Source organism: Phaeodactylibacter luteus, assembly GCF_007993045.1.
Classification (GTDB): Bacteria; Bacteroidota; Bacteroidia; order Chitinophagales; family Saprospiraceae; genus Phaeodactylibacter; species Phaeodactylibacter luteus.
Map to the genome: position 1 here is coordinate 1 of NZ_VOOR01000017.1, position 12,295 is coordinate 12,295.

A 12,295-nucleotide genomic window follows, 5' to 3' on the forward strand; every position below is an offset into this window, starting at 1 on the left:
CAGCGAGCCCCGGAGCATAGCGGCACCTGCCATCAGGCAGGGGCAGGCCCCTATCCTTACGGAGGGGGCAGGCCCAAAAAACGGCAATCTGGTTTGCGCCCGCTAGGGGTGCTCCCGGCTGTTTGCTATCTTTAGGGAGCGGCCTGGGCACCAAAAATCAGCTTAACAAATGCAAGAAGAATTGAAGGAGCAGCCTTGGAAATGGCTGGGGTTTGATGACCGGTGGCTTTTGCTGCTCGGTATCCCATTGCTCAGCTTCTCCATTCCACTGCTCCTTTTTGATGCTACCCTGTCGGAAGGGCTGTCTGCTTACTGGCCCAAATGGCTGGTCTCTGGCATTTATACGGCATCGTATTGGCTTTCTGCCCGGACGGTGTTCATCTATTTCCGTAAGCGCCATCCTGGCGCGGGGCAGACCAAGCGCCGCGTGCTGCGCACTTGGGGCACCATGATAGCTGTTTTTTTCTTGGTCAATCTGCTGTTGGGCTGGCTTTGTGTATCGTTCCTCAACGACATGGGCGAGGTGGCCGTCAGCGAATTCGATATGGCGGTGGGCTCCTTTCTGATATTGGCGCTGACAGGCAGCATCTACGAGGCGGTCTACTTTTATCACAACTGGAAACAAACCCTGTTAGAAGCCGAGCAGCTCAGGCGGGCACAAGCAGAATCCCAGCTCGAAGGGCTGAGAAGCCAGGTCAACCCGCATTTCTTGTTCAATAGCCTCAATACCCTTGCCTACCTGATACCAGAGGATGAGGCTAGGGCGGTCCGCTTCGTACAGCACTTGTCCAAAGTGTACCGGTATATTTTAGAGATAAGAGGCAAGCAGCTGGTCACCTTGGAGGAAGAGCTGTCTTTTTTGGAGGCTTACCGCTTCCTGGTCCGGGAGCGGTTCGAGGACAACCTTCAGATCGGGCTGGAGGTTGCGCCAGAGGCCTTATCTAAGTCTATGGCCCCGCTCTCTCTGCAAATGCTGTTGGAGAATGCGATCAAGCACAACATCATCAGCCAAGCACAGCCACTTGTTATACGGGTTGTTGCAAAGGGGGAATGGGCAGAAGTCTGCAATACGCTGCAGCCCAAAAAGCAAGTAGCAGACTCTACAGGCGTAGGGCTCGAGAACATCAGCCGGCGTTATGCTTATTTTTCCAACCGGAAGGTGGAAGTGGTGCAAACAGATGGCCAGTTTTGCGTCAGGCTTCCACTTATTGATGGGGCTATTTAGGAGCCCCTTGCCTGAAAAGTGCTATTTTCGCATCGAAAATAAAGAGTACTATGATCTCAGAAAAAATGGAAACAGCGCTGAATAAGCAAATTGCGCTGGAAGGCTATGCCTCTTACCTTTACCTCTCGATGGCATCTTGGTGTGATAAGGAAGGCCTGGAAGGGTGTGCCAAATTTATGCACCGGCAGTCAGAGGAGGAGCGTATGCACATGCTGAAAATCTTTTATTACCTCAGCGAGGTGGATGGGCATGCGCTCACCCCGGCTATAGCACAGCCGCCTCACGAGTTTGACTCTGTCAAGGCCCTGTTCGAAGAGGTATACGCGCACGAGCAGAAGGTGACGGCCTCTATCCACGGATTGCTGAAAATCGGCTACGAGGAGAATGACCATACCACACTGAATTTCCTGCAGTGGTACGTGGAGGAGCAGCGCGAAGAGGAAGCTTTGATGCGCTCTATCTTGGATAAGCTCAAGCTCATCGGCGACGGTCCGCAGAGCTTATACTACATCGATATGGAGGTAGAAAAGGTAAATGCGATGGCGGCTGCAGCCGAAGGAGCGGAAGAGGCTTAAATTGGAAGGCTGGGAGGACATAAGCGGGCCGATGGGCAGTTTTGCGGGCGAAGGGCAGATTGTTGCGGCACGGTATTTCTTCCTAGAACCGGAAGCCCGAATGTATGCTGCCCACCTTCGGCAGGCGGGCATCCCGCATTATATTTCCAACACCAACGTTATGTCTGCCCTCCCTCTTGGAGGCGGAGGGCAGATAGGGCTGCATGTCCGAGAAGCAGACCTGGCAGCAGCAGCCCAAGTGTTCGCCCGGATAGACCATCAAAAGGCGGCTTCAGTGGAAGAAGACTTCCGGGAAGCCGACTATGAAGATATTGCTTATCAGCAAGCTTTGAATTCCAGCTCCCGCCGCCTGCCTACATGGGCCTGGCTCTTGGGCGTTATGATGCTACTGCTGCTGTTAAGGGCGCTCCTGCGCAGCAGGGGTTGGGTGAATACTTGGTGGGATTTTTTTTGAAGGCCCGCTAAGCAGCAGGCTGGTTTCTAGCGCTGAGCAATGGATGTCCGCTCGGTTTTGGGATAGCAGAGGTAGTATTTGGTTACAGCCTGAGACTGTAGGAAGTGGTCCATACTTTCTGACATAGGTTTTACGCTCCCATCTTTCCTTAAGATACTAATTTCGTCTTTGGTTTTGCGGTAAGCAGCATTGCTTTCTTGTCCTCTAATAATCAGATAGGGCAGGGCCCATTCTCCTAATCCGCTCCATGCCATGACTCGGTCCGTTACCCGCTGCACATAGGCTTCAGAAAAAGGCTCAAGGCTGAATTCCAACCGGTATAGCCGGCGGTCGGTCAGGCTTTGTGCTAAAAAAGAGAGCAGGGGGTCTTCATGCCCTTGCCAGACTTTCAGGGCTGAGATGATGTCAAAGTCATCGAGCTGGGCAAAGCGTTGCAACAATTCTTTCCTGTGCGCTTTGAAATCCTGCTCGCCGGGCTCGTGGTGGAGGAAAAAGCTGAGTGCAGGGGAGGCCGGCAGTTCAGCCCCTGCCCTGGCAAGGGCCTTGGCCCGGCTCATCGCAGCAATCATCATCCGTTCTGCCGAGAGGACCGTCTTGTGGAGGTAAACCTGCCAGTACATGATGCGCCTGGCTACCAAGAATTTTTCGATAGAGTAAATGCCCTTTTCTTCTACAACAAGCTCCCCATTGCGGACCGACAGCATTTTGATGATGCGGTCATAGCCAATGACCCCCTCGTGTACTCCAGTAAAGAAGCTGTCCCGGTTGAGGTAGTCCATCCGGTCCATATCGAGCTGCCCTGAGACAAGCTGTTGAAGGAATGGTTTATGGTACTCCCCATTGAATATCCGTATGGCCAGCTGCAGCCGGCCATCAAATACCTCATTGAGCTCCTCCATGAAGTAGGCAGAAATTTCTTCATGGGTCACTTGCATCAAGGTATGTTCGAGGGTATGAGAAAAAGGGCCGTGCCCAATATCATGTAGCAAAATGGCGATGCAGACCCCTTCTGCCTCTTCAGGCGTGATGTGTACGTCTTTAGAGCGCAGCACTTCTATGGCCTGCTGCATCAGGTGCAGGGCGCCGAGGGCGTGGTGGAAGCGCGTATGCAGTGCACCAGGGTAGACCAGGTGGGTCAGGCTCGTTTGTTTGATGCGGCGCAGGCGCTGAAAGTAGGGGTGTTCTACCAAGTTGAAAATTAGGCCGTAGGGGATCCCGACAAAACCATAGACCGGGTCGTTCAGGATTTTTTTATTTTTCATAGCGGAGGTTTTCGCATACCTTGCCTTTGCGCCGGGACAAAATGCCCGCCGAGGGCTTTTCAAAGGTACAACCTTGCCAGCAAAGCCTGGTTTGCAGTTTGGCCTTCATTTTATCTATGCAGGCTTTAATCTTCTCATACAATGGAGTACCAGCCGATCAATTGTTCCTTCTATGACGAACTGGAAGCCCGTGCCACGCTGCGCAGGCTATGCCAGATTACCTACCGTGACGAGAGCGGGGGGCTACAACGGGCGGAAGGGGTGATCCAAGACTTTTTTATCCGCGAGAAAGCAGAATACCTGCTGTTGAGCACCGGGCAAGCCATCCGCTTGGACCGGCTGATTGTGGTAGATGGCTTGCCCGTGCCACGCGCTTGCTAATACACCTCAAATTGTCCATCCAAGGGTGTTTGTATCCCCTTGCTGATCGTCAGCAGGTCTCGGCCCAAGAGCAGCTGCCGGGCTTGTTCAATGTCATCGGCAAATATCCGGTCTTCTGTAGCAAAGCTTATGCTGTCGCGTACCCGGCTATGGATAGCTTCTAAGACTGCGCCTGACCTTAGCGGGCGGCGGAAATCAAAAGCCTGTGCAGCGCACAACAGCTCGATAGCTAAGATTTTTTCTAGGTTCTCTACCACCCTAAGGGCTTTCCGCCCACCAATAGACCCCATGCTGACGTGGTCTTCCTGGCCTAGGGATGTGGAGATGCTGTCGGCGCTGGCTGGAAAGCAGAGCCCTTTGTTTTCACTAGCTAGCGCAGCTGCAGTGTACTGCAAGATCATAAAGCCCGAATTGGTGCCGGTGTCTTTCATCAGCAGCTTGGGCACCGCCCCATCTATCCCAGTCAGGGAAAGGTAACAGCGCCGGTCAGAGATATTCCCAATTTCAGAGGCGGCCAGGCAAGCGTAGTCTAACGGCAGTGCCATAGGCTGGCCGTGGAAATTGCCCCCGCTTATGGAAAGGTCTTCATTGAGGATGACCGGGTTGTCCGTCACTGCATTCAGTTCAGTTTCCAAGAGGCCCTTGAGGTGGAGCCATGCATTGCGGGATGCGCCGTGCACCTGTGGTATGCAGCGCAGGGAGTAAGGGTCCTGCACCCGGTCGCAATGGGTGTGGGAGGATAAAATTTCGGAGCCCTCAAGCATTTGCCGTATGCGGGCGGCCACATGGCGGGAGCCTGCAAAAGGCCGCAGGTCGTGCAAGGCAGGATGGAAAGGGGAGGCGGAGCCCAGCAGCCCTTCTATCATCAGTGCACCGATGAGGTCGGCATGACTGAGGCAGGCATGCATGCGGTCGAGCGTCTCAACGGCAAAAGCGGCGATGAACTGTGTGCCATTGATGAGGGCGAGCCCTTCTTTAGGCTGCAGTTGCATTGGGGCCATCCCTTCTGCCTGAAGCATGGCGGCGGTAGGGGTGTTTTCCCCCTTGTAAAGCACTTGCCCTTCCCCGATCAGCGGGAGGAAAAGGTGTGCAAGGGGGGCAAGGTCGCCCGAAGCCCCGACAGAGCCCTGCTCTGGCACCACAGGCGTAATGTGGTGCTCAATGTGCCATAGAATGCGCTCTAAGGTGGGCCGGGAGATGCCCGAAAACCCCTGCGCCAAGGCATGTGCTTTCAGGATGAGCATGAGGCGGGCGGTGTGCTCGGGAATGGGCTGCCCAACGCCAACGCTGTGGCTGATCAGGAGGTTGTGTTGTAGCCGGGCGGTATCTGAAGTAGAAATTTTTGTGCTGCACAAGGGCCCAAATCCGGTGTTGATGCCGTAGACGGCAGCTTCTTCATGGGCGATACGCGCCACGGTACGGGCACAGGCCTCTACTTTTTCCCATTGATGAGCAGATAGGGCTGCTGTGGTGCGGCCCTGGCAAATGTCGAGCGCTTTTCCGGCCGTCAGGTGGTCTTGGCCGAGGTAGAAAGTTGGCATGTCGTATTGGTTTTATGTAACTGGTTAGTGCGCGTAAAAAGGAGGTCAATATTGGTATTCGTAGCAACCGATATCCGGAGCCTGGGCATCCCTTTGGTTGTTGTCTAAGTCGGTCGTAATGCCAGGAAGCGGCAGGGCCATGCCTTCTGCCACAGAAAGGGTGTCCAACAGGTAGTTGTCTTCATTTGGTGCTGCAAAAAGGGCATCTTCCCGGCTGGCGTTGATACAGTTGCTGCAATCTCCTGATTCCAAGAAGCCTGCATAAAGGCCGTCCTGCTGGGTAAGCAGCTGGTCCACTTTCACGATACAGTTTTCGAACCGGACATCGAATAGAAAGGGGGCGTCCCCTCCGCTGATGTCGGAAAAGCGGAGCTCATCCCTGCTAGACCCAAAGAAAATAGAGTTGCGGAACCGGGCGCGCATTCGGTAGTCCCTTCTCACTTCACAAGTCAAAGGGGAATCATAGCAAAAGAAATTAGAGAGTGCGATGGCAGAGGCGTCCACCCCATAGCTGGCTACCGTGCAGTAGTCAAAGTTGTAGTCCCCGCCTTGTATGAGCTGGACAGAGTTGCCAAAGTTGTTGTACACCAGGCAGTTTTCCATATTGATGGTGCTGTGGAAGCCGATGATGCCACTGTTGTTGGTGTTGTAAAATCTTGAGTTTTGGGCGTTGAGCTCGCCCAGGGAGTCCACGTACACGCCAAAAATACTGTTCTTGACCGTGGTATAGGACATCCGGTTGCCGCGGCTGCCTTTGCCGATGATGATGCCCTGCCACTGTCCGGGCTCTTCGGCGAAGGCCTCTTCGAGCCGGTCCCCTTGTACTATGATAGGGGCATCCGGGGTGCCGTTCAGTTCGATGCGGCCATTTTGGAGGGTGTAGAGTATGCCATCGTTGAAGGTGCCAAAGAGCTCATTTTGGGCAATGCCCCCATGCACATAGATCCGGGTGCCGGCGGCCACTTCCAAGGCACAGCTGTCAATTAGGATTTGCCCGTATATGACATAGGGCTTGGGGTCGTCCCAGGTGATTGTCTGCCCATTGCAAGTGAGCAGGGTAGGCACCCCGCGGTTGAAGCGGCTAGGGAAATAATTAGCATTTTGCCCCCAGGCTTCGAGGCGTACGGCCGATGTCTTTTCCCCGGTCCGGAATACGACTTGGTCTTCTATTACAAAAGGGCTTATGGAGAGGTCTTCATCGGGGTTGATGGTCACTTCCACAAAAACATAGATGCTGTCGTTGGGCCAGATTTCGACCTGCTCTACCTCATCGCCTGGGAAGCCATTGACATTCATGCGGAACTTCCCGTTGGGGTTGCCGCCAAGGCGGACCTCGTCGATGAGCACAGGCTGGTCATTTCGGTTGTAAACTTTAAAGGAAAGGGTAGCTGAGCCCAAGGCTGTGAATACCGTATCGAAGCGTAGGGTATCGGTAGAGAACTCTAGGTTGAAGCTGCCGCCGGTAAGGAAGGCCTCATCGTCGTCGCAAGCGAAAAAAAGAAGGGACAGTGCTATGCCGATGAGGGCGATAAGGTACATTTTCATACGTCGGTCAGGTATTTGTTATAGATATAGTCCGGCAACCTAAGATTTGTGATTTCTGTCCACTTCGCTGCGGCTGCTTGCGCACCGCAGGCAAGTTGAAAAGCCTCGCCGGCTTCATCGTGGGGCCTCCTTTACCTAAGCTTCGCGCCGGCATCGCCTCCGTTTTCCGCCTTGCGAGCTAAAAAAAATGGCTTCGCCACAATTTCACACCACGCAGTAGACGCGGAGCGAAACCCTGAGTTGCTGGACTATAACGGCTCAGGGGGCAGGTTAGGTGCGCCAAAAATAGCAGCTTCCCGGACAAATCACCTAGCTTTTCCCCGCTTATATTGGAATAGCAGGCAGCAGGGCATGCGGGGCTAAGTCGTTCATCCTAGCGGGATAGTAAGATGTGTCAAGGGGGAAATGTTATGCCCAGGACAGCTTTTATGAAGATATTTCTGCTACCTTTGCTGCAAATCTGGCATGCATTGAGTAAACCCGTTATTGACGTCATCATACCGGCTTTCAACGAAGAGGAGTCGATAGGAAAAGTAATTGCTGACATACCGCCCGGTTGGGCCCGTGAAGTGCTGGTCTGCAATAACGGGAGCACAGACCGTACTGCAGAAGTTGCGGAGCAGGCCGGGGCAACGGTGCTGACAGAGCTGAGGAAAGGCTATGGCAGCGCTTGTCTGAAAGGGATGGCGCATATTGCTTCCCGCCCAGACAGCGAAAAGCCGGACATCGTCGTTTTTCTGGATGCTGATTATTCTGATCACCCCGATGAAATGCCAAAAGTTGTAGCCCCACTGCTCGAAGCAGGCTACGACCTGGTCATTGGCTCGCGGGCACTGGGGCAGCTGGAAGCTGGTGCAATGATGCCCCAGCAAATTTTTGGCAACTGGCTGGCTACCACCCTTATCCGACTGATTTACAACTACCACTTTACGGACCTGGGGCCTTTCCGGGCTGTCCGGTACGATAAATTGCTGGAACTGAATATGCAAGACCCCAATTTCGGCTGGACGGTCGAGATGCAGGTCAAAGCAGCCAAACAAAAAATGAAGGCCACTGAGGTGCCGGTGAGTTACCGCCGGCGCATTGGGGTGTCTAAAGTGTCTGGCACCGTCAAGGGGAGCATCTTGGCGGGCTATAAAATCCTATGGACGATTTTTAAATTGGTTTAACAAATGCTGCGTGTGGGCTGGGCTGTCGCTTAGCCCTCCAAGGTGCAAGCTTGGCGGCAGGCTTTTCCTGCAAGGCTGTTCGGTACTTGCCGCGCCGCCAATTCTAGTGCATATTAAATTCCTTCTTGGCAATGACTTTAGTAATCGCCTATTCGGTTCTGGCTATTTATACGATCTCCCTCTTCTACATCACGGTCTACTGCGTGATGCAGTTCAACCTGCTATATCATTACAAGCGGCATCAGCGCGAAGTAGCACTCGGCTTGCAGCGGGAGCCCTCTGTGCCTAAGGCAAAGGCGGTGTCATCACGGGCTGCGGAGCTTGTGCTGGAGGGGGGCACGCCCGTACTTGAAGAGGAGCCGGGCGAAGCTTATCCTTTTGTGACCGTGCAGCTGCCGATTTACAACGAATTTTATGTTATCGAGCGCCTCATCGATGCCGTAGCCGCTTTTGACTATCCGCGCGATCGTTTTGAAATACATGTGCTGGATGATTCTACTGATGAAACCGTGGAAGTGGTCCGCAAACGGGTAGCGCATTATCGGGCACAGGGGGTCAATATCCGGCAGGTACAGCGGAAGAAGCGGCAAGGCTACAAGGCGGGAGCGCTTCGCGATGCTATGGAAATAGCAGAAGGGGAGTTTATCGCTATTTTTGATGCAGACTTCCTGCCCCGGCCAGACTTTTTAAAGCAGACCATCCCTTATTTCCAAGACCCTGTCATTGGGGTAGTGCAGACCCGCTGGGAGCACATCAACCAAGATTACTCCCTGATCACGAAGCTACAGGCGTTGCAGCTCAATGTGCATTTTACAGTAGAGCAGGTGGGCCGAATGACAGGCGAATATCTGCTACAGTTCAATGGTACGGCAGGGGTGTGGCGCCGTGAGACAATTGAAGATGCCGGAGGATGGGAAGCAGATACGCTTACGGAAGACCTGGACCTCAGTATACGCGCACAGCTCAAAGGGTGGAAAATCTTTTTCCGGGAAGAGGTCGGCTCGCCTGCGGAGCTGCCGGTAGAAATGAACGCATTGAAGTCGCAGCAGTTCCGTTGGATGAAGGGCGGGGCTGAGACTGCCCGCAAGATGCTGCCTACAGTCTGGTCTTCCAATTTGACGCTGAACCAGAAAATCCATGCGACCAGCCATCTGCTGGCCAGTACTATTTTTGCTTTTGTTTTCATCACAGGCGTTTCAAGTGTGCCCTTGCTCTTCTTTTTGGGAGATTTGATACATGTAGGTTTCAGCAAAGACTTTTTTGCTTATTTCCTCGTAGGGCTGCTATCGATCATTGCGGTGTATTACGTTGCCAATGTACAGGCTCCGGTACACCGGCACTCTTATGGCAAGGCTTTGTATAAATTCGTCAGCCTTTTCCCTATGTTCTTGTCTCTTTCCATGGGGCTGGCGCTCCATAATACCGTCGCGGTAATCGAAGGCTGGAGGGGCAAGCAGTCTCCCTTTGTCCGCACCCCAAAGTTCAACATCAAAGGCATGGGCGATAGCTTCCGCAGCAGTAAGTACCTTACGCAGCAACTGACCTGGACGACCATCCTGGAAGGGGCCCTTGCCCTTTATTTCACCGCAGCGGTGGTGGGCGGTATTTATATTCAGAATACGACCTTCCTGGTATTCCACCTAATGCTCGCTTTGGGCTATGGGGCTATTTTCTACTATACGCTCCGGCATAGGAGCCAAGCTTAAACCAGCAGCAGCCCATGTCCGGCAGCAAAATACACTGGGGCTGGAGTATTGGCTTGGCAGGAGGGGCCGCCTGGGTAGGCTGGTGGCCTGCACAGCACGAGTTCTGGCATATTGCTGGAGGCTATACTTTGGCTTTTTTGGGCTACCTGGGCCTGATGAGCAAGGGAGGGCCGCCTGTGAAACATCTGTTCGCCCTGGCCATTCTTGCCCGTTTGCTCCTTTGGCCTGCGATGCCGCAGCTGTCCGATGATATCTATCGTTTTTTATGGGATGGGAGGCTTATCCTGAGTGGCATCAACCCATTTGCTGCAACGCCGGCCGAGCTAATGGGATGGCCCAGACTTCCCAATGGCATCACGCCAGAGCTGTTTGCCCGGCTGAACTCTCCTGAGTACTTCACCATCTACCCCCCTGTGGCCCAAGGCATTTTTGCGCTGTCCTGCCTGGCTTTCCCAGAGAGCATCTACGGCAGTACGATGCTCATGAAAGCGTTTTTGTTCTGTTTTGAACTGGGTAGCATTTGGCTGCTGCCAAAATTGTTGGCTCGGGTTGGGCTTTCGGAGCGGGCTGCATTCTGGTACCTTTTGAACCCATTGATCTTGGTAGAGGTGATGGGCAACCTTCATTTCGAAGGGGCGATGGTATTCTTCCTGGTCGCTGCTTTATGGGGGCTTCACCGGAAAAAGTTGGCTTTGAGCGCACTGGCTATGGCCCTGGCTGTGGCAGCCAAGCTCCTGCCCTTGATTTTTATGCCTTTCTTGATCCGTTTGCTGGGCATCAAGGGCAGCATCCGGTATTTTGCCCTAATGGGGGCCGTGCTGCTGTTGTTGTTCGGCCCATTGCTGGGGCAGGCGTTTTTTGATGGCTTCGGCAGTAGCCTAGACCTTTACTTCCGGCGGTTCGAGTTCAATGCCAGTGTGTACTATCTACTCCGGTGGGCCGGCTATCAGTGGGCCGGCTATAACCTCATTGCCTGGATAGGGCCAAGCTTGGCGGTAGGGACTTTTTTTGGGGTGCTGCTCTTGGCGTACAAAGAAGCACAGCAGGGCGGGGAGCCGATGAGGATGGGGTATTGGCTTGCTGCTATATGCCTGTACCTGGCGTTCACCCCTACCGTTCACCCTTGGTATGTTGCGCTCCCTCTTTTGTTGAGCTGTTTTACCCGGTTTCGCTTTCCGGTAGCCTGGTCAATATTGGTGCCTTTGACCTATATCAATTATCAAGGGGGCGTATACCATGAGAACCTGGCGGTAGTGGCACTGGAGTACTTGGCTGTTGCAGGATGGGGGGTGTGGGAATGGCGCTGGGGCAGTGCTGCAAAGAAAAGCCCGACAGCTGCTTAAGCAGCTGCCGGGCACATGGTATAGCATTAGTTCTGCCCCGATGGGTTAGCCTTTCATAATGGCCTCTACCTGGCCGAGGCTGCCTGCGTTGTAAGCTTCTATGCCGTTTTGCGTTAGCATCTGGGCGGCCATTCCACTACGGTTGCCCGAGCGGCAGTATGCGACAACGGGCTTTCCCGATTTTTTGATTTTTTCCAGATTTTGCTGCAAAGATTGTAGGGGGATGTTGACAGCTCCCTTGGCATGGCCACTATTGAACTCGCCTGGTGTGCGCACATCTAAGAGCATAGCGCCATTATCGAGCTGTGCTTTGATGTTAGCCGTATCTGCACCTGAACCGAAAAGCTGATTGATTATTCCAAACATGGTCGTTGTTTTTTTTACAAATATGGGGCTGTTTGGAGGTCAATATCAGTGATGGCCATCACAAGGGGCTCATTAGGCGCAAGGAGAAGAAACATAAAAAGCCCTTGAAGGGCTTTTTACTAAGTGTTGTTCGTTCATTCGCCATTCAAGGCAGTGATGTGAGGATCGTTAAACCCTTGATTAGTGAGGAGAGCTCCTAATGTCAAAAGACAAAGTGGCTCAAAGAATAGGTAAGGAGTTGCTAAGGTTGTGGTTTGGCGGGGCATGTAGGTTGGTTTGTGTTGCATTTGATTGCAAAAGTAGCGCTTTTGCTATATTTAAGTACTGATTTGTTTTTTTGGGTTAAAAGAATGAATTTCAGTGCTTTATAGGCTTTTTTTCAAAAAGCATGTCACATTTTTTAATTTATAAAATAAAAAAATGACAGGGTTAAAAGCCTTTCTTTGATTTTTCCATTTTCCATGCCTCAACGGCTTATCGGAAAAGAGCAAACCTCTCTTCGTTTACAGAGGCTGAAAGGGCTGAGGAAAGTACTTTCTGTTGTTTGTAGTCCCTATGGATGAGCACGATCGAATACAGGGTGGAGCAGTGCAGAGTGTTGTGTTTTGTGACAAAAAAGGCCCAAAGGGGCAAGGTGGCACTACAGGGCTTGCACGATGCAAGGGCATGTAAGGACTAGCGCTGCGGAGGGGTGGCAAGCCCGATAGGGCCGAGCGAATAGCGAGCCC

At 53.0% G+C, this 12,295-nt stretch carries 11 protein-coding genes; 7 read left to right on the forward strand and 4 right to left on the reverse strand.

The genetic code is table 11. The annotated features are described in order from the left end of the window. The first annotated feature begins 169 nt into the window (after window positions 1–169). Genes FRY97_RS09650 through FRY97_RS09660 form a run of 3 tightly spaced genes read left to right on the forward strand, consistent with a single transcriptional unit; the run spans window position 170 to window position 2,254 of the window. Window positions 170–1,225, forward strand: a complete 1,056-nt coding sequence (locus FRY97_RS09650; RefSeq protein WP_147167271.1) for a sensor histidine kinase — start codon at window positions 170–172, stop codon at window positions 1,223–1,225. A gap of 50 nt (window positions 1,226–1,275) precedes the next feature. After that, on the forward strand, window positions 1,276–1,800 hold the full coding sequence (locus FRY97_RS09655; RefSeq protein ID WP_147167273.1) for a ferritin: 525 nt from the start codon (window positions 1,276–1,278) through the stop codon (window positions 1,798–1,800). Between the two features lie 31 nt (window positions 1,801–1,831). After that, entirely contained in the window at window positions 1,832–2,254 is a 423-nt protein-coding gene (locus tag FRY97_RS09660) for a putative signal transducing protein (protein ID WP_147167275.1), read from the forward strand. A 26-nt stretch (window positions 2,255–2,280) separates the two neighbouring features. On the opposite strand, the gene FRY97_RS09665 is transcribed toward FRY97_RS09660, so the two are convergent. Next, entirely contained in the window at window positions 2,281–3,516 is a 1,236-nt protein-coding gene (locus FRY97_RS09665) for an HD domain-containing protein (RefSeq protein ID WP_147167277.1), read from the reverse strand. Window positions 3,517–3,657: 141 nt separating this feature from the next. Here FRY97_RS09665 and FRY97_RS09670 point away from each other — a divergent pair, with 141 nt between their 5' ends. After that, entirely contained in the window at window positions 3,658–3,897 is a 240-nt protein-coding gene (locus FRY97_RS09670; protein WP_147167279.1) for a hypothetical protein, read from the forward strand. Here FRY97_RS09670 and hutH read toward each other — a convergent pair. After that, entirely contained in the window at window positions 3,894–5,438 is a 1,545-nt protein-coding gene (gene hutH / locus FRY97_RS09675; protein WP_147167280.1) for a histidine ammonia-lyase, read from the reverse strand. The two genes, FRY97_RS09670 and hutH, sit on opposite strands and share 4 nt — an antisense overlap. A 45-nt stretch (window positions 5,439–5,483) precedes the next feature. After that, window positions 5,484–6,983 carry a right-handed parallel beta-helix repeat-containing protein gene (locus tag FRY97_RS09680; protein WP_147167282.1) on the reverse strand — a complete coding sequence of 500 codons (1,500 nt, stop codon included), beginning with the start codon at window positions 6,981–6,983 and terminating at the stop codon, window positions 5,484–5,486. 428 nt (window positions 6,984–7,411) lie between these two features. Here FRY97_RS09680 and FRY97_RS09685 point away from each other — a divergent pair, with 428 nt between their 5' ends. The 3 genes from FRY97_RS09685 to mptB all read left to right on the forward strand — a co-directional run bounded on the left by FRY97_RS09685 (window position 7,412) and on the right by mptB (window position 11,201). Next, a complete protein-coding gene (locus FRY97_RS09685) occupies window positions 7,412–8,152 on the forward strand; it encodes a glycosyltransferase family 2 protein (protein WP_147167284.1) in 741 nt (246 codons plus the stop codon). Between the two features lie 131 nt (window positions 8,153–8,283). Further along, window positions 8,284–9,858, forward strand: coding sequence for a cellulose synthase family protein (locus FRY97_RS09690; protein ID WP_147167286.1), 1,575 nt, complete (start codon window positions 8,284–8,286; stop codon window positions 9,856–9,858). Between the two features lie 14 nt (window positions 9,859–9,872). Continuing rightward, on the forward strand, window positions 9,873–11,201 hold the full coding sequence (gene mptB / locus FRY97_RS09695) for a polyprenol phosphomannose-dependent alpha 1,6 mannosyltransferase MptB (protein WP_147167288.1): 1,329 nt from the start codon (window positions 9,873–9,875) through the stop codon (window positions 11,199–11,201). Between the two features lie 45 nt (window positions 11,202–11,246). On the opposite strand, the gene FRY97_RS09700 is transcribed toward mptB, so the two are convergent. Next, window positions 11,247–11,567 (reverse strand): rhodanese-like domain-containing protein, encoded by a 321-nt coding sequence (locus FRY97_RS09700; RefSeq protein ID WP_147167290.1) that lies wholly within the window; start codon window positions 11,565–11,567, stop codon window positions 11,247–11,249. Between the last annotated feature and the right edge of the window lie 728 nt (window positions 11,568–12,295).